The sequence below is a fragment of the Candidatus Poriferisodalis sp. genome (assembly GCF_965215815.1).
GTDB lineage: Bacteria > Actinomycetota > Acidimicrobiia > Acidimicrobiales > Poriferisodalaceae > Poriferisodalis.
Genome location: NZ_CBDCEO010000013.1, coordinates 1744629 through 1762836 on the forward strand (window position 1 = coordinate 1744629; position 18208 = coordinate 1762836).

Annotated in this window: 9 protein-coding genes and 1 pseudogene; 5 read left to right on the forward strand and 5 right to left on the reverse strand. The window is 64.3% G+C overall.

Annotated elements, in window-relative coordinates; all coding sequences use genetic code 11:
• Window positions 1-102 precede the first annotated feature (102 nt).
• The 3 genes from ACOOHB_RS17855 to ACOOHB_RS17865 all read left to right on the forward strand — a co-directional run bounded on the left by ACOOHB_RS17855 (window position 103) and on the right by ACOOHB_RS17865 (window position 12453).
• The gene (locus ACOOHB_RS17855; RefSeq protein WP_420446145.1) at window positions 103-1320 is read left to right on the forward strand and encodes a substrate-binding domain-containing protein; all 1218 of its coding nucleotides are present in this window, start codon (window positions 103-105) and stop codon (window positions 1318-1320) included.
• A gap of 189 nt (window positions 1321-1509) precedes the next feature.
• Complete coding sequence (locus ACOOHB_RS17860) at window positions 1510-2274, forward strand: hypothetical protein (RefSeq protein ID WP_420446146.1); 765 nt, start codon at window positions 1510-1512, stop codon at window positions 2272-2274.
• A 111-nt stretch (window positions 2275-2385) separates the two neighbouring features.
• Window positions 2386-12453, forward strand: coding sequence for a Calx-beta domain-containing protein (locus ACOOHB_RS17865; protein WP_420446147.1), 10068 nt, complete (start codon window positions 2386-2388; stop codon window positions 12451-12453).
• Window positions 12454-12551: 98 nt separating this feature from the next.
• Here ACOOHB_RS17865 and ACOOHB_RS17870 read toward each other — a convergent pair whose 3' ends face one another.
• On the reverse strand, window positions 12552-13037 hold the full coding sequence (locus ACOOHB_RS17870) for a hypothetical protein (RefSeq protein WP_420446148.1): 486 nt from the start codon (window positions 13035-13037) through the stop codon (window positions 12552-12554).
• A gap of 186 nt (window positions 13038-13223) precedes the next feature.
• Between ACOOHB_RS17870 and ACOOHB_RS17875 the strand changes: the two genes are divergently transcribed.
• Window positions 13224-13709, forward strand: coding sequence for a hypothetical protein (locus ACOOHB_RS17875; RefSeq protein WP_420446149.1), 486 nt, complete (start codon window positions 13224-13226; stop codon window positions 13707-13709).
• A 339-nt stretch (window positions 13710-14048) separates the two neighbouring features.
• Here ACOOHB_RS17875 and ACOOHB_RS17880 read toward each other — a convergent pair whose 3' ends face one another.
• Both ACOOHB_RS17880 and ACOOHB_RS17885 read right to left on the reverse strand, forming a co-directional pair.
• Window positions 14049-14396 carry a calcium-binding protein gene (locus tag ACOOHB_RS17880; RefSeq protein WP_420446150.1) on the reverse strand — a complete coding sequence of 116 codons (348 nt, stop codon included), beginning with the start codon at window positions 14394-14396 and terminating at the stop codon, window positions 14049-14051.
• A 98-nt stretch (window positions 14397-14494) separates the two neighbouring features.
• Window positions 14495-14590 (reverse strand): annotated as a pseudogene (locus ACOOHB_RS17885) (hypothetical protein); the annotation flags it as partial.
• A 413-nt stretch (window positions 14591-15003) separates the two neighbouring features.
• Here ACOOHB_RS17885 and ACOOHB_RS17890 point away from each other — a divergent pair.
• Window positions 15004-15231 carry a hypothetical protein gene (locus ACOOHB_RS17890; RefSeq protein ID WP_420446151.1) on the forward strand — a complete coding sequence of 76 codons (228 nt, stop codon included), beginning with the start codon at window positions 15004-15006 and terminating at the stop codon, window positions 15229-15231.
• Window positions 15232-15376: 145 nt separating this feature from the next.
• On the opposite strand, the gene ACOOHB_RS17895 is transcribed toward ACOOHB_RS17890, so the two are convergent.
• Both ACOOHB_RS17895 and ACOOHB_RS17900 read right to left on the reverse strand, forming a co-directional pair.
• On the reverse strand, window positions 15377-16150 hold the full coding sequence (locus ACOOHB_RS17895) for a hypothetical protein (protein ID WP_420446152.1): 774 nt from the start codon (window positions 16148-16150) through the stop codon (window positions 15377-15379).
• 462 nt (window positions 16151-16612) lie between these two features.
• Window positions 16613-18196, reverse strand: a complete 1584-nt coding sequence (locus tag ACOOHB_RS17900; RefSeq protein ID WP_420446153.1) for a sulfatase — start codon at window positions 18194-18196, stop codon at window positions 16613-16615.
• Window positions 18197-18208 lie beyond the last annotated feature (12 nt).

Genomic DNA, 18208 nt, shown 5'->3' on the forward strand with positions numbered 1-18208 from the left:
ATCGAGCGAAGGACGACGGCATCCAGAGCCGGAACGGTACGTCGTCGTGAGGTTGACACAAGTCATGACCATTATCGGAGCGAAATCTTGGAGGCACAACCCATGACGCCAACGAAGGCAACGAAGGCGAAGCGGCCGCATCCCGTGCGGACGCTTACAGCAGTGCTTGCTCTCGCGCTGGTGGTCGGCGCTTGCGCGAGCGGTGACAGCGACGAGCAGGAAGCGGCGTCGAGCACCACCGCAGCACCTGAAGCCGACGAATCGCAGCCGACGCCAACGCAGGCCCCGGCGACCACGGTGACAACGACGACTCCGGCGCCTAGTGAGCCGCCGCACGTCGCTCCGCTGGCGTGGGGCAACTTTGTGCTGTCGCCGCGCATCGCCGACAAGCTCAGCAACGGCGACGACCTGAACTTCGTCATCTCGCTGACCTCGACGGGTCCCGCTGGCGGGGCCGCACCGTTCGAGGCGGGTTGGTTCCAGGCAGGTGCCGATGTCGCAGCAGCACACGGCGTCGGCATCGATGCCCGAGTCGTCGGTCCGTACACCGCTGACGCTGAGGCGCAGGCGGAGACTATCGAAGCGCTCATCGCATCGGGCGACATCGACTGTCTCGCGGTGGAGGCGTCCGCGCCCGGCGTGATGCGTCCCATCATCGGCACGGCCGTCGATGCCGGCATCCCCACCTACACCGTGGGCGGGGACAGCCCCGAATCGAAACGGTTCGCGTTCTACGGCTCCGACGACTTCGCCTCGGGCGAGATGGCCGGATCGCTGGTGGGCAAATGGGCCCTCGACGGCGGCATTCTCGTGCGCCGCGCTGGGCTGCAGGCCGGCGACGGCGGCGACCGGCGCTCGGTCGAACGGATGAGAGGCTTCGTGGCTGGGCTTGTGCAAACGCATTCGAGCGTCGAGTGGGTGAACGACCCCACCACGGTCGTCTCGCAAGGCTTCGAGTCGGTCGCCGTGTATGACGCGTCGGAGGCCTGGGTGCTCGACAACATCGATGTCGACATCGTGTTCCATCCCGACTCGGGCCTCGAGACTGTGGCAAAGGTCATCGCAGACCGACTGCTGTACGGCGACATGTACGCCGTCGGTTTCCACATGAACGAGGCGGTGGCCGACTACATCCGACAGCGGGTCGTGGTCGCCGCGATGATTCCCGGCAATGCAGAGCAGGCCCGACAAGCGGGCACTGCCTGCGGTGGCTTCTTGCTCGCGGGTGAGCACCAGACCGCGACGTTCATCGTGGATCCGGTCGCGGTCACACGCGACAACGTTGACGAGATCGACTGGACCCAGTCGGAGAACCGGTAGCGACGGTTCTGGAGCGTCGCAGGTCGGCCCACGAGCACGCGAGCCGGAGGCTCTGTGACAGCGCAGCAGGTTGCCCACACGGTCGCGACTGCGGGTCGTGGCTTGGCGCGCCGTGGTGGCCGGTTGGCGCGTCGTGGTCTGGCGCGCTGTCGCGGCCGGTTGTGGCGTCGCGGCTGCGCTGGCGGTGCGATGAGCCTGTGGGTGGTGCTAATGGTGCCGGTGTCCGCGTTCGCCGCCTTGGTGGCTTTGGCGGGCCCGCAGCGGATTGCGGCCGAGTCCACCATGCAGGAGGCCACCGACGATCTTGCCGAATTCGCCGCTGTGTGGCGAATCGGCAACGACCAGGCCGGTGGCGCGTTGCCGGCATTCCCGCCCGAGTGCGCACGCGACGAGAGCCAAAGGCAGGTCGTGCAAGACGAGATCGACCGTCTGCAGGGCCTCGTCGAGAATCCTTTAACGGATCCGAACAATGTGCCCCAGCTCGAAGCGGACCGAGACGCTGAGGTCGCCAAGCTGACGAATTGGGACGCTCGCTGGGATGACGTGGAAGCCATGTGCGACATGTTCTTCGAGAGCGTCGTGCGCGACCTGGGCTACCTCGGAGTCGAAGTGGGTTCTGTGCGGGGCTTCTACAGCGACTCGCTGCTGTCGGCAGAGGAACTGCCCTGCAGAGCGGGGTCGGTCGTGGTGCTCGACGCGGTCTATGTGGCATTGGCCGCCGACTGGGCCAATGCCGGCTGGGCGAGTGCGCAGGTCTGGCCCGGTGGGATGCGGGTGGCTGCTGCGTCGATCGGCCGAGCCTCCCGCGCCACCGACTCCAACGCCGACGCGGGGCTGCCAGTGTGCCCGGAATCGCTCCGGCTGTTCGACGAGCAGGGTCGGCTGATACTGGAGCCAGGGTCGCCATGGCGCACCCTCGTGGAGTCGGTGCCGCGCACTGCGGTGTCGGGCTGAGCGGTCAGCATGGTGACCAGGCATCGGCATCGCCGTCACTCCCCGGCGCAGACGGTTCGTCGACGTGCGTTCGGTGGCCGTGACGTCTTGCGTTCCGACAGCGGTGTCGACGTGCCGCAGGGCGTGATGTGTCGGTGTCTGTCGGGCTCCCGCATGCGCAACGAGTCGGGATCGGTGTCGCTGGAGATCGTGCTGCTCGTTCCGGTGCTGGTGCTGCTCACGCTGTTCGTGCTGTGGGCGGGCCGCGGCGGTCAAGTCGCGCTGATCGCGGACCTCGCCGCTGAGGAGGCTGCGACCGTCGCTGCGCTGTGCTGTGCGGAGGATGAAGCCGGCGCAAGCGAACGAGAGCAGGTCGTCGGCGAACTGCTCGACGCCCGACCGAATCTTGGCTTTCTGTGCATCGGCGGCGCAAGGGCGCTCAAACGGGACGGCAGCACCGACCCGGAGCTGGTGCGCGAGCAATGGCTCGCGTTCGAACCTGGTCATGAGACTGGCGGTGTCGGCGTTCTCGATATCGGCTTCGCCTGCGAGACCGACGGTGCGGTCGCGCCGCTGCGAGGGCTGTTCCCGACGGTGACCGTCTGGGGTCAGGCCACCGAGGTGGTTCCCCGTGAGCCCCGCAACACCGTCGGCTTCAGCCTGACCGCCTTCTCAGTGGAGGAGGACGCCGGCCAGCCGCTGGTGTTCGAAGTGGTCGCCCACCCGGCGCCCGAAGAGGAAGTGACCCTGTCCTATCGGGTCGCGACCGTTGACCGCCCGGTTGAGGTGAACGGCATTTCGTTGGTGTCGACGGTCGAGTTGGCCGATTTCGAGCATGTCACCAGCTTCGACGATTTGACGATGAATATTGACGGTTACCTGACTGGGCGCGTGGTGATCGCTGCAGGTGCGACCTCGACGCAGATCAGCGTGCCAGTGGTCGACGACGACTTCTTCGAGGGTGACGAAGGCCTGACTTTGCAGATCACCGGCGCAGTGCCGCTCGAGTTCAGTCTCGACGACGCGAACCTGGTAGCGACCGGCACGATCGTCGAGAACGACCGCGAACCGTTCCTGCAGATCCGTCCAGTCTCTTCAGGCGAAACCGTTGAAGGCGGACCTCTGGCGTTCGAGGTGCGCCTCGGCGCCGCCGACGGAATGGAAGCGGCGAGCGCCGAGACAGTGATGGTGACGGTGTCCACCGTCGACGACCCGGCGGGCAGATCCGCGGTATGCCCTGATGGCGCGCTGACGGCGACGGATTGCTGGGCGAGCGCGCCCAGCGACTACGAGGCGCAATCAGTTGTGTTGACATTCGAACGAGACAGCGCCGCCAACCCGCTCACCCAGACATTCACGGTGCAGACGCTCGACGACGACACTTCGCCTGAAGGCGAGACCGATGAGTACGTGCTCGTCGAATTGAGCGCCCCGGCGGGCGCGCCGATCCACGTCAGCCGAGGCGCCGCCACCGGCAAGATCCTCGATGACGAGGCGCTTCTGTCGGTCACCGACGCGTCGGCATTTGAGGGCGACGACATCGATTTCACCATCACGCTCTCGCCGGCACCGGCCGCAGATGTCGTCGTGTCCTACGAGCTGACCGACATCGATCCGGGTTCGCGGAACCCGACGGCAACCCGCGGGGACGCATGCGACGCCGTCGGACCCGATTATCCCCGATGGCCGGCGTCCACTCCAGGTGAGTTCACCGACGCTGGCACAGTGACCTTCGCCAGCGGCGAGACCTCCAAGACGATCACGGTGGCGACCTGCGAGGACTCGCTCGTCGAACTCGACGAGAGCTTCTGGCTCAACGTTTCAGTCGTCAGCGGCGAGGCGGTCGTGCCGGATCCATACGGCGCATTCGGCACCATCGTCAACGACGACATCCCCGTCGTGGAGGTCACCAACCCGACAGCCGAAGAGACCGAGGGCGCCTTGACCTTCAATATCAGCTTGAAGGTTGACGGTCAGCCGGCGCAGCTCGCCGAGGACGTCACCGTCGACTACGAGACCCAAACCGATGAGGGCGCGCAACCCGACACTCAGGCGGTCGACGGACCCGCGTGCAGCGTCGCGGGGACCGACTACCTGTCGGTGGCGGCAACGACGCTGACGTTCTCCGGGATCAGAGCTGACGATCCCACCACGCCTGACATCGACGAATCCGCCCCCGCGACGGGCCACGACGTGGAGGTCACGGTGTGTGACGACGGCGTCTTGGAACAGGGCTCTGAGACGTTCCTGCTCGTACTGAGCAATCCCAGCCTGCCCGATTTGTTGGACGGCAACCCGAACCTTCCAGCCACCGGCACCATCGACGACATCAGTCCGCTCGACATCACGATCGACGACCCAATCGGTCCCGAAGGGTCGCAATTGGAGTTCACCATCACTCTCGTGAATGCTCGCAGCGACACCGTCGCAGTGCTCGCGTGGGAGACGTCGCCCCGCACAGCGAGACAGGCGAGGTCACCGTGCGACCCGCTGACGGAGAACTGCAATTTCGACTACGAGCCCGCCTCTGGTCGTTTCACGCTCACCGAATCGGATCCGGTCATAACAGTTTCTGTGCAGACCCTGTTCGACGAGATCAGCGAGCAGGTCGCCGAGACATTCGCGGTCAACTTGACTCTGGACACGGCCAATTCGGTAGGCATTTCTGCACTCGACGACACGTCCGGAACCGGCAGCATCACCAACGTGAACGTGCCCACGCTGCGCGTCAACGACCCGACCGCCGTCGAGGGCGACCCGCTGGTGTTCACGATTGCTTTGCAGAACGACGACGGCTCCGAATTCGACATGAGCAAGCTTCAAGGAAACGTCGTCGTCGATTACGAGGTGCAGGAACGAAGCACCGATGACGCCGCAACGCCGAACGACGACTACGACCCCACGACAGTCCCGCCGTCACCGGGCATCTTCACGTTCCAACCGAACGGAACCGACAAGTACACGGTCAGGGTGGACACCACGACCGACGGGTCGGCAGAGGGCGACGAGACCCTCGCGCTTGTGATCCGCACTGATACCGATTACGCAACCTCCAACGACACGCTGGGAATCGGCACCATCATCGACGCGCCTCCGCCGACCATCTGCATCTCGGACGCACGGCCCGTACGTGAGGGCCGGGACGCCGTGTTCACCGTGACGCTCGAGAGAGACGGCTGCAGCGGCGTTTCGGCCACCAGCACCGAAAATATCACCTTCAGCTACACCACCGGCGACATCGACGCGCAAGCCTCGCAGGACTACGTGTCTCAATCAGGTGACGTGACCTTTCTGGCAGGCGACGACCGCACCACGCTGAGAGTGACGACGCTCATGGACGACATCTGGGAACTGCCGGAGCGCTTCAGAGTCGACCTCAGCAATCCCGTGAACGCCGTCACGTACCATCCCACAGCCATCGGCACCATCCGAGCTGACTGCATTGACGCCGACAGCGGCCCCCAGGATCCGCCCGTCATCACCGTGTATCCCGAGTCAGGACCCGAATCGACGCTCCAGATACTCGGCCGTGTGTCCCTCAGCAGGCCGCTGTGCGGCTCCTTCCGGCTGGAGCTGCGGCTCGTAGCCGGGACTGATGCCGACGGCAATACCGGAACGCCCGCAGACCCCGATGATGACTTCGACACCGTCTCGGAGAAGTACTTCGTGGACCCAACTGTGAGTGTCGAGCATGCTGCTGCTGTCTCCGAGAAACCGGTGTTCGAATTCAATGATCCTTGGGGAAGTGTCGGAGGGCTCGACGACGACGACCGATACGAGAACGACGAGTACTTCTACGTCGAGGTCAAGTGGGACCCAAGTATGCGGAGGCGCTACAGGTTGGTCGATTGGGTGAGCGCCAAGTACACAATCATCGACGACGACGAACCGCCGAGCCTGCGTGTGACCGACGCTGCCGCGCAGGCGGGTGACCCGATCAGGTTCGAGGTGACGCTCGCCAGCGAGAGCGAACTGCCGATCGAGGTCGAGTACCGCACCGTGGACATCACTGCCCTCAGCGTGGGAGCGAACCCGGACTACACCGGCGAGCAGAACTGGACCTCGCTCACCTTTGATCCCCTTGTCACGAGTGCATTTGTGGAGGTGCAGACCGCTGCGAATGCCCCCGATGAGACTGACGAGACCTTTCTGATCGAGTTTCGCAACGCGGCCAATAGCGCGGTCAACGCCCGGATCGACGACGGCATCGGCGTCGGCACCATCCTCGCCGGGGCGGGGCCGCTGCTGAGCATCCACGATGCAACAGCCGACGAGGGCGACCTCATGGAGTTTCGGGTGGAACTGAGCGAACCGGCAACGCAGCCAATCACCGTGCAGTTCGCGACTGTCGCGCAGCCCGTCGGCGACGGTGTCGCCACCGAGGTCGATGACTACACCCCCAGGGACGGCACGCTGACATTCGACATCAACGAAGACGCAAAGATCATCGACGTCGCGACGATCGACGACGGGATCACCGAGGTGCCCGAGACGTTTCTTGTCGAGCTCTCCAACCAGACGGCCGGTGTGTCGCTGGCGGATCCGAGCGCTGTGGGCACCATCGCCAGCGACGTGCCGTGCATCGACCGGAGCGGCACTGAGCCGATGCCGCACTGGAGTCTCAGCGGAGCCGAGGGAACTCCTGAGAACGCCGGCCCGATGGAACTGACCATCACGCTCGATGAGCCGCTGTGCCAGAACTACGAGTTCTTGTTCCAAGTATCGTCAGACAACCCGGTCTGGCACCGCGACAGCACGGCGACATTCAATGCCGATTTCTTGCAGCCGACGTCGGTGACGCTCGCCGCTCTCGACACCCAGGCGAGTGTTGACGTCGAGCTGATCGACGACGAAATCGCCGAACAGACCGAGCAGTTCAGGTTGAGGGTCTGGTCTGGGACTCCGCCCGTCACCGGCATGCGCCACCTTGCGTTTCGTTCGGAATACCCGCAGATCATCGACAACGACGTGGCGAAGGTGCAGTTGCCGGCTGCGGGCGATGTCCAGACCGACGAGGGGGGTTTCCTGAGCTTCGTGGTCCGGCTGGATCGACCCGCTTCCGAGCCGATCTCGTTCGATTACGTCATCGCCGACGGGCTCGGGGACCCGTCAGCCACGGCGGGAGTCGATTACATCGCGCACAGCGGCACCGAGACGATCGCGGCGGGGGAGCTGTCGGTCACGGTGACGGTGAGGACGCTGCACGACTCGCTCGACGAGTTCGACGAAGAGGTGCTGCTCACGATCAGCAACATTGTCAGCGATGTCAGCGCCGAGCTGGACACGGTGCGAGGCAACTCCGCTGTCGGGCTGATCGTGGACGACGACGAACCGCCTGGGGTGCGGATCGCGAACGCCGACGCCGACGAGGGAGGGACGCTGACGTTCGTGATTGAGCTCGACAGCCCCAGCGGACGCCCGGCCTCGATCGATTTTGGGACTCGTGACGACAGCGCTGTCGCGAACGACGACTATGGGCCACGCTCCGGAATGGTCTCGTTTGCGACGGGTCAGACCCGAGCGACTGTGGACGTGGCGGCACTCGCCGACGACGAGCCCGAATCCGACGAGCTGTTCTTCGTGGATCTGACGGTCAGATCTGACGGCGGCTTGATCATCGACAAGGCGACCGGTGCCGGAACCATTCGGGACGTCAGCGATCGGCAGGTGAGCGTGGCTGATGCGTTCGCCGCCGAGGGCGACGTGCTGAGCTTCGAGGTCAGCTTCGACGGCCCGCTCCGCGGCAGGGACATCACCATCGACTACCGCACCGAGGCCGGCTCGGCGGTCGCGGGCGACGACTACGACAGCACCTTCGAGACCCAGTCCGGCACGCTGCGGATCCTTGCGGGCCAGGCCTCGGCCATCGTGGGGATCCCGACGCTGCAGGATCCTCTCGACGAGGACATCGAACGGCTCCGGCTGGTGCTCTCGAATCCCGTCGGCGCGACGCTGATCGATCCTGACGCCATGGGCGTGATCCTCGACGACGATCCCGAGCCGTCGCTTTCGGTGGACGATGTGGAAGCCACCGAGAACGACGACGGCACGCCGGCGACGTTCACCGTGCAGCTCAGCGAGGCGAGCGGGCGTACCGTGACGGTCGACTACAGCACCCTGGCCGGCACTGCCGCCGCGCCCGGCGACTACACGGCCGCCTCGGGAACGCTGACCCTCGATGCAGGCGACACGAGCGCCACGGTCGATGTGACGTTGACCGACGACGACGCCGATGAGGACATCGAGCGGTTCTTCCTGGTTCTGAGTGGCGGGCAGAATGCCCAGCTTGGCGACCCACAAGGCAGCGCCACGGTGTTCGACGATGACGGCTTGCCGCAGGTCGTCGTTGACGATCCGGCTCCGGTGCGCGAGGAGCCCGGAGCAGTGGTGAGCTTCGTTGTGCGTCTCGGTGGTGCCGACGCCGCTGGCGTGGTCACCGTCGCCTACGCCAGCGAGAGCGCCTCGGCCGTCGCGGCCGACGACTTCGTGACCCAATCGGGCACGCTCACGTTCTCGTTGGGCCAGATCCAGAAGGTCGTGACGGTGCCGCTGGTGAACGACGATGCTCCCGAGGACACCGAGACGTTCCACCTCAGGCTCAGCAACGTCAGCACGTCGACTGCCACGCTCGAGGATGACACGGCGACCGCGACCGTGCTCGACGACGACGACCTGCCGAAGATGTCCGTCGACGCTGCTTCGGGCGTCGAAGGCGGCGTCGCGACTTTCCGGATCAGCCTCAGCCAGTCGTCGGCTCAGGCGGTGACTGTCGACTACGCCGCTGTAGCCGACGCCAGCGCCGGAGGCACCGCTGCGGTGCCAGGACTCGACTTCGACATCGTCTCGGGCACGCTCACCGTGCCTGCTCGCGCCGAGACTGCGACGGTCACCGTCCCGCTGGCCGATGACCAACTCGACGAGCACACCGAGACGTTCTGGCTGCAGCTCGCCGACCCCGACGGCGCAACGCTGCTTGACGCCACCGCGGTCGGCACCATTACCGACGACGACCCGCTGCCGCAGGTGAGCATCGACGACACCGCCGACACAGAAGGGGAAGAGCTGGCCTTCACGGTGCGCCTCGACACGGCCAGCGGCCGCACCGTCACCGTGCCGTGGTCGACCTTGGGCCGCGCCGACACCGACCCCGCCGCTCCCGGCGACGACTACGTCGAGGCGTCGGGCACGCTGACGTTCGCCTCGGGCACCGACTCCCTCGAAGTGGAGGTCACCACCGTCGACGACGACATCCACGAGACCGACGAGACGTTCAATGTGCTGCTCGGCGAGCCCGCCAACGCTGCGCTGGACGACAACGAAGCTGTTGGCACCATCTTCGACAATGACAGCTTGCCGAGAATCTCGATCGCTGATACCGAATTGCTCGAATCGGAGAGCCCGGCCACATTCACGGTGACCCTCAGCCGTCCCAGCAGCCAAGCGGTGACGGTCGACTATGAGACCGCTGACGGCACCATCGGCGAGGCGGCCGAAGAGCCCGGCGACTATGAGCATGACGCCCGCACGCTCACCATCCCTGCGGGGTTCACCGAGGGAGAGATCTCGATCTACGTCGTCGACGACGATGTCGACGAGGAGGTCGAGACCTTCCATGTCAGCCTCAGCAACCCTGTGGGGGCTGTCATCGCCGCAGGGCAGGGGAGGGCCACGGGCTATATCTACGACAACGAGCAATTGCGTGTCAGCATCGGCGACGCGGAGGCGCAGGAGTCCGACGGCACCATCGAGTTCGCCGTCACGCTCAACCACGCCAGCACGAACGACGTCACGGTGCGCTACGCAACCTTTGACGGGACAGCCACTCAGCCCGACGACTACGTCGCCACCGCAGGCACGCTGACGATCACCGCCGGGGATCGCAGCGGCACCATTGCGGTGCCTCTCACCGACGACGATTTCGTGGAGTCCACCGAGTCGTTCCTTGTGCGGCTGAGCAATCCCACCGGCGCAGAGACTGATGTCGACGAGGCTCTGGGCGTCATTGTGAACGATGACGGCAAGCCGGGTTTTCAGGTTGTGGATACGAGGGCACGCGAAGACGAGGACTTCATCACATGGACGGTGATTCTCGACCATGTGAGCAATGAGGAAGTGAGCGTCGACTATCAGACGAGCCTTCGCTTCGAGAGCTGTGACGATGCAGCTCCGCACGGCCCGCACGTGAGCGGCAGGCTCGTCTTCCCTCCCGGCTCAACACGAATGACGGTCAGCCTCCCATTGAGAGACAACGACACCCATTGTGTGGACAGTGATCATTTCATCAGCACATGGCGAGTCAAGATTCGACTCTTTGACCCCTCTCCGAATGCCCGAGTGGTCAACCGCTTCGCAGATGGGTACATCTACGACAACGAGGCTTATCCGAACGTCGAGATTCTGAACGCTTTTACGTCGCAGTGGGCTGCTGAACACGAGGGCGAAGTTGTCGTCACGCTCGTGATGGACATTCACAATGACCTCGACGTCACGGTGCCATACCGTGTCGACGACCTCGATGGTTTCGTTGCGACGGATACGTTCACCCAGGTCATCATCGACAACTACCGCAGTTTTGCCTTGGCAACGGCAGGAGATGACTTCACCGAGGTTGCCTCGGGCAGTGTCACCATTCCGGCAGGCAGCCGGTTTGCTTCTTTCTCGGTTCCGATCGTCGACGACAATCTCCAAGAACCGACGGAGTCGTTTGTGGTTCATCTTGAGTCTGCTGACAAGATCGGCTACTCGACCGATAAGGACAGAACTCGGGGCGTGATCATCGACAACGATGCTGTTCAGGTTTCGGTGGATGATTTCGAGGTCATCGAGTCTGCTGAGTTCGCACAATTCCAGGTGCGTCTGGACCATGCGAGCACGCAGGACGTCACGCTGGCGTATGCGACCGCTGACGGAAGTGGCGTCGCGCCTGCTGTTGCGCCTGCCGATTACACCGCGATGTCGGGCTCACTGCGCATTGTTGCGGGCAGCACTGTCGCCTTTGTCGACGTTCCGCTGGTCGACGACGCCGACGCCGAAACCGACGAGACATTCAGCTTGACATTGAGTGCCGTTGTCGGCGCCAACGTTGCCCAAGGCAAAGGCACAGCCACAGCGACGATTCTCGACGACGACACGGGCGATCCACCTGTGCTCAGCATCACCGCCAACCGCCAGGTCGAGGACGGCCACACCGGCGACGTCTGTCTCGACGCCGTGTGGAGACTCAACCGGCCGATCACCGCGTCCGACGGAGACGGCACCGGCATCGTCAGTTTCCAGTACGACTTCTTGGCGGCACCTTGGCTCGGCGACGCTGCAGCCACACCCGACGACGACTTCCAGATCCTCGACTCCCCGGGGCTCGTCGAAATCGACGCCACGTCGGGCACCAACGGCAAGATCTGCGTCCTCATCACCCAAGACGACATCCCCGAGAACGACGAGCAGTTCCTGGTCGTGCTCAGCAACCCGATGGGGGTTGCGTTCGAGAACTCCAGCGCGTTGGCAACCATCCAGGACAACGACCATCCCGTCGTCTCCGTCGACGACGTCTCCGTCGCAGAGAGCGCGGGGGTCATGACGTTCACGCTGCAGCTGCATGCGCCGCCCATCGAGCCTGCCACGGTGAGCTACTCGACAGTGGTGCACAGCCAGTCGACCGACGAGTCCGCAACACCGGACCAGGACTACGTCCACACTGCCGGGGAGGCCACCTTCGGGGTCGGCGTCACCTCGGTGACGGTGACGGTGCCGATCACCAACGACAGCCGCGACGAACCCGACGAGGCGTTCTTGTTCGTGTTGAGCGCACCTCACCTGCTGTCGCTGCGCGACAGCGTGGCCGTTGGCACCATCACCGACGACGACCCGGGCTGGTGGATCGACGACCGCAGCGTCTGGGAACACGCCGGGACCATGCAGTTCACGGTGAACCGCGACCACACGAGCGCCGCCGCGGTGACGCTGTCGTACTCAGTGACAGGCGCTTCTGCGGTGGGCGGAACCGCATGCACGGCGGGGGTCGACTACGTCACACCGTCAGGCTCGGTACTGGTGCAGCCCGCCCAGACGCAGGTCACGATCTCGTTGGCCCTCTGCGACGACGCGGTAGGCGAGGGGCGCGAGTCGTTCCTCGTCGAGCTGCTCGCAAGAGAAGGCCGCAAGCTCGTCGGCGTCGGCACCATCATCGACGACGACAACTAAGCGACTGAGCACAATGCCTGAGCCTTCAGGACTGTGTACGACGAGCGAGCCACCGGGTCCACGCAGGATTCGTCTGCCCGAAAGCGTCGGTGCCGTGTTCAGCGGACGGAGCAGTGGGCTTGAGCCTTGATCTGTGTTGGGGTCAGCTCGTCGGCAGCTGCTGCGTAGCCGGCGGCCGCTGCGTCGAAGTCGGTGCCGCCTGTCGCCCGCACAAAGAGGTTGGCAGTGACGGTGGCGTCAGCGTCTCCGTAGAGGATCTCGATCTGCGAGCAGCGCCGGCTGAAGTTCCGTTCCCAGTCGCCCCAAGTGTCGAAGTCGTCAGCGCCCGCCGAACCGGCGTCGAGGTTGATCTCAAACGCGAGGTGCTGTGCGGCGGTGATGCGCGGATCGTGATTGGCGAGCTGTTCACCCGTCTCGCTCACGGCGCCGCTCACCAGCACCACCGCCAGCGCGGCAAGCCCCGCGACAGCGGCGGTGATGAGCAGCCATCCGAGGGTGGTCAGACCCGATTGGTCGCGGTCGGCCGCCGGTGGTTCAGCGGGCTGCCCCCACGAGGCCGGCACCGTCTCGAAGTGCTCGGCCACGCGCATGCTCCTTGGAGCCGAGTGGCATTCGATGCCACCGGGACCGGCGGCACAATAGCGGTGTTGAATTAGCAATAGCGACGACTATCGTTAGCCGCCGACCAATTCGACGGACCCGACGTTGGGTCCGTCGTTGTACGTGCCGTAATCGGCGGCACAAGAAATCGGTCCCAGAAGGCTCAGCACATGACCAAGACAACTCAGCCAGCTGCCACCTCCAAGCTGCACGCCATCAAGCGCCGGCTCCCCAAGGCCCGCGCCGACGAGCGAGGCCTCACCACCCTGGAATGGCTGCTCATCGTCGCCGCCGTCGCCGGCCTCGCCGCCCTGGCTGTAGTGCTCGTCCAGACGGTCGTCAGCGACACCTCCGAGCAGATCGCCGGCTCCAGCGCCCGAAGGACGGCAGCGGAGGTGGCCGCGGCTCAGGTCGAACAGGAAGCCAAGAATGCTGACATCACCGACGATCTCTACGACAATTGGGCCAAATGGGAGAACTATTTCACTTCCAAGTGCGATCGAATTGCCATCGTGTACAGCGATGCCGGTATTTCGGAGATGACGTCCGACTTCAACGAGCCGACCACTACAGCGACCCTGACCGGTGAACTACTCCAGGCCGCAACCACGGCTAGCGCCGCGAACGCTGTTCAGGTGCAATGCGAAGTTCCGTAGACCAGAGCCCGCTGGACGGGCGCGTGCAATGCGGCGCCCAAACACGTGCTCCGTAGATCTGAAACCGACAACCCCGTTATCGCTCCAGCAACCACAAGAGGTTGCTGGCGCCTAAACCCCTTCACACCACGACCCGCCGCGCCACCAGGTATTTGTTCAATTTGGGATCCAGCAGAGCGATCGTCTCCTGCTTCGTTCGACAAATTCTGCCGGGTCGGAGTGCCGCCTCGAGAGGGCACCGACGCCGACGGCATATGGGGCCGTAGTCGGCAATGTGGCTCCCTGCACGGCTATGTCAGCGTCGGGGAACAACGCAAACGATGTTGGCCTCGACTCGGGTCAGCGCCGACCGGTTTCGACTTCGCATCCAGTCACGATGTCGCCTCCGGTGCAGGTGTCCGCGTCCACTCCGCCATCAAGTTGATCGTTGTCCTCGTCGGGGCCGGCGTCGAGGTGGTCTTTGCCGCTGCCGCCATGAAGCTTGTCATCGCCCAGGCTTCCGAACAGAATGTCGTCGCCGGCGCCTCCGTAGAGCATGTCCTGACCGGTGCCGCCATAGAGCGTGTCATTTCCGACTCCGCCCCACAGCAGGTCCTCGCCGTCGGATCCGTCGATGCGGGATGCATCGCCTCCGTAGAGCGTGTCGTCGCCGGTGCCGCCGATAATGAGGTCGTCGCACCGATCCACACCCAGTCGTCGACTGGTTCGGGGCCAGATTGCATTACCACGACCTTTGGGGAAACCCTCAGCTCCCAGCCGCCCGGATCGTCATGAACTGTGTCGGCGAAATCGAGGCTGTAGACGTAATCCAAACCCGAGCCGCCGTAGATGACATCGATGCCTGAGCCGGCGACGATCCTGTCATCGGAGCGTCCGGCCAAGTAGACCGGCCACGCACACCAAGGCCGCTGATGCGGCGAATATCATCCCAGGATCCTTCGATGGTCTGCTTGGCCGGATGGCTGCGACGCATCGCCAAACTGAGGCTGCTTGTCCTGGGTCTCCGCGGTCGCTCACAGCCTGCGATAGTAACTGGCACTACTTTTGCGTCCATGCGCCGAACCGGCCGTGAAGGGAGCACACGATCGACATGTGCGGGCACCGAACGGCGTGACCCATAGTCCTCGGTCTGGCGCGACCTTGCTAGCGCCGCGATCGATCCGGCCGCCGCAATTGTGCGCGAGTCACTGACGACAGCGTGTCTAGGTCAGACGCGTGGAAGGCGGACCATCGAACTCCAGGCCGTTGCCGTCGCGAGAATTTCAATTTGTAGTACCAGTTACTATGCATTTGTATGGACGCGGTGACCGTGCTGGCGCTGGCTGTCGGTGCCGCTTGCTTGCTTGGCGGCATCGTTGGTGTGTGGGTGGCGATGCGCACTGCCACACGCGTGGCGGTGAAGATCGTGTCCGCGGTGAGCAGCGACTCCGACGAAGTCAGGGAGTTGGAGTCACGGGTCTCAGTGCTCGAAGGCTGGCGCACTGAACTTGAGCGCATCGCCGAGTGCCGGCCCAAGACGTAAGACACGCTCCAACAGCGCCCTTGACTTCCGTCAAATGCGTCCTAAGCGGGCCGCAACAGCCGAACCCACGGAGTCGCAATCAAGCAGAGAACGTGCCCATCTCGGCAATCGAAGCGCCCCGTGGCGACGCCTGGCTGATGCATCTTCAGTTGCAGTCAAGTCCCAGCGGTGCGAACTCCTGATGGCATTTGCGCTGATATGCCCGCGATGCAAGCTGCGCCCAGGTCACTGCGGTCTGTGCACTCGCGGCGAGGTCCGGTGTGGCGTCTCTGCAGCGTTGCATGATGTAGTCGAGGCTGATGCTGAGGTCGTCTGAGGCCCAGATGACGGTGTCATAGGCAATCTGGGCACTCCTGAGGTTGCCGCGGCGCAATTCGGTGGCGACGTCGTCGATGCGACCGTAGATGGCCTCGATCGTCCACTCGAGCGATTCGGTCTCGGCGGTGCAAAGGAGTGTCGTGCGTGTGTTGAGCGGTGCTGTCGCAGCACTGTCCGAGTCCGAGTCCGAGTCCGAGTCCGAGTTCGAGTTCGAGTTCGAGTTCGAGTTCGAGTTCGAGTTCGAGTCCGAGTTCGCTGGGCTTTGAACACGCAGCCGCTGCTCGGCGGCGGTCGTTTCGTCGGCAGTCTCGTAGGGGGTCCGTGTGGCGTCGGCACGGAGCCGCTGCAAGCGAGCATGTCGGCGGCTCTCGACGATGTCGGCGTACAGCGGCGGGCCGAGTTGCTCGACACGGCACCGGCTGATCACGATCTCAGATCGCGCATCAAGTTCGGCGGGCGCCGTTTCGGAAGACTCGCTCGCCCTAGTCCATGCGATCAGCGCCGGCCAGCATCCGGCGGAGCTTGATGCTGTCTGCGCCGTTTCCCCAGCCGGGACAGGCACCGCAGGCACCGCAGCCGGGGCGATCGACGCTGTCTCCACTCGCCTGACAATTGTCGCAGCAGGGGTACAGCTTCCTGCGATCAGCAAGAAGGCGGCGAGGAATCTCAAGCGAGCGAAATGGTCACTTCTCGAGGGATCGCGCCCCCACGGGGTTCCGGCTTGTTGCGGCAAGTGAGTCCATTCGCGTTACTACCGTCGCGCTCGGGTGGCCTCAAGAGTCCTCTCGAGCTCATGCGACGCTTGAACACGTTGTCCGAGCGATTGAGAACTGCCCTCTCCTGGCGCCGAACCGTTCACCGACAGCGTCGTTGCCGATGGGTCCGCGACGAAGCAAGAAAATCCTGGATCGCTAGTATCCATTACTATGCCGCAACTTCGACTCAATGTGGCGGCGCAGAGAGGCAGCGATCGACCCAGGGTCATCGTCGAGGCCGTCCTCGACGTGATCCCTCTCGATGCCGGTCGGGGCAACGCCGGCCCGACCGGCGCCAGCTGGAGGAGCTACTCGGAACTGACTGGCGCTCCGCGGGCATTGTCGTCGGCGGCGATGAGCGCATCAGCGAGGAGCTCGACCATCTCGGCGCGCTGTGCAGAGTGGCCTGTGCTCAGTCGCACGAGTTCGTCCGGGTCTCTTGCGAGGTTGTACAGCTGCTCTTCGCCGGTGGAGTGGCGCGTGTACTTCAGATCGGCCGCAATGAGCGTGCGTGTCCGATTGGGCATGTCTCCCCATGACCGGGCCGCGTTGGGAATGTCGTCCTCGATGAGCACGTAGTCACGGATGGACGCGGTCGGATCTTCGAGCTGTGACATGAGGCTGATGCCTTGTAGCCCCTCATACGGTTCCAAGTTCGCCATGTCCAGCAAGGTCGGGCCGAGGTCGATGGAACTTGCGAGTGCGGCAGTGCGTATCGGGATCTGGCCGGGTTCGGCGATCACCATTGGGACTTGCAGCGTCCCGCGATAGTGCATGCAGCCCTTCAAGAGCAGCCCGTGGTCGCCCATCATGTCGCCGTGATCGGACGTGAACACGATGATCGTGTTGTCCGCAACGCCGGCACGATCCACCGTGTCGACGATCTGACCGACGCAGTCGTCGATCAGCTCGACCATCCCGTAGGTGGCCGCGATCGCGGCACGGGCGAGGCCGTGGTCGCCGGCGACGCCGCACGGCTCCACCCACATGCGCTGGCGCGACGGATGCATGTTCGCGAAGCGCCTGATGTGTTCGGGTGCTCCGTCGAGCGGGTCATCGACGGTGCGCGGCAGCTCAACCTCGGCAGGGCGATGGCGGTCGAACCATTCACCCGGAGGGCACAGAGGATGGTGAGGATCGGGAAACGATGCCCACGCCAGCCAAGGCTGCGCACCGCGGCTGGCGTCCTCGATGAACGCAGCGGTGCGCTCAGCGACGAATCGGCTCGAGTGCAGGTCTGCGTCATATCGCGGCCGGAAGATCTGCCACCAGTCGCGGTGACGCCTGTCCCCTGGGCACTGGTCATTCATCGGAACGACCAGTTCCTCAATATCTGCACCCTTGTCGAGCGCCCAGCGCATGTGGTGCCCGGAAATGCGCGAGCCGTGATCGATCGCCAACTCGACGTGCTCGAAGCCATAGAAGCTGTCGGGAAACTCCGGCGCGTAGTCGAGGTAGCGCTCGGCATCCTCCAGCGTGTTCCATCCGCGCGGATGCGGGTTGAACACGGCCGGGCCCAGGTCGCTCTCAACCGCAGCGGTGCGGCTCATGCCATGCTGGAGGTGCGACTTGCCGATGAGCGCTGTCCGGTACCCGGCTTGGCGAAACTGCCGTACGTGGGTGTTGGCGCCCCACTCGAGCGAGCGATCATTGAAGATGACGCCGTGCACCGAAGGCATCCGACCCGTCATGATCGAAGAACGGTTCGGCATGCACACAGGATTCGCCACCCACGCGTTGTCGAACACCGTTCCTCGGGCGGCGATCGAGTCCAAGTGCGGGGTTCGGACCGTGTCGTTGCCCGCGAAACCCACATGGTCGGCGCGCTGCTGATCGGTGATGATGAACAGCACATTGGGACTAGCTGGTTGCACTTCGTCAAGATGTGTCATGAGGGCACCAAA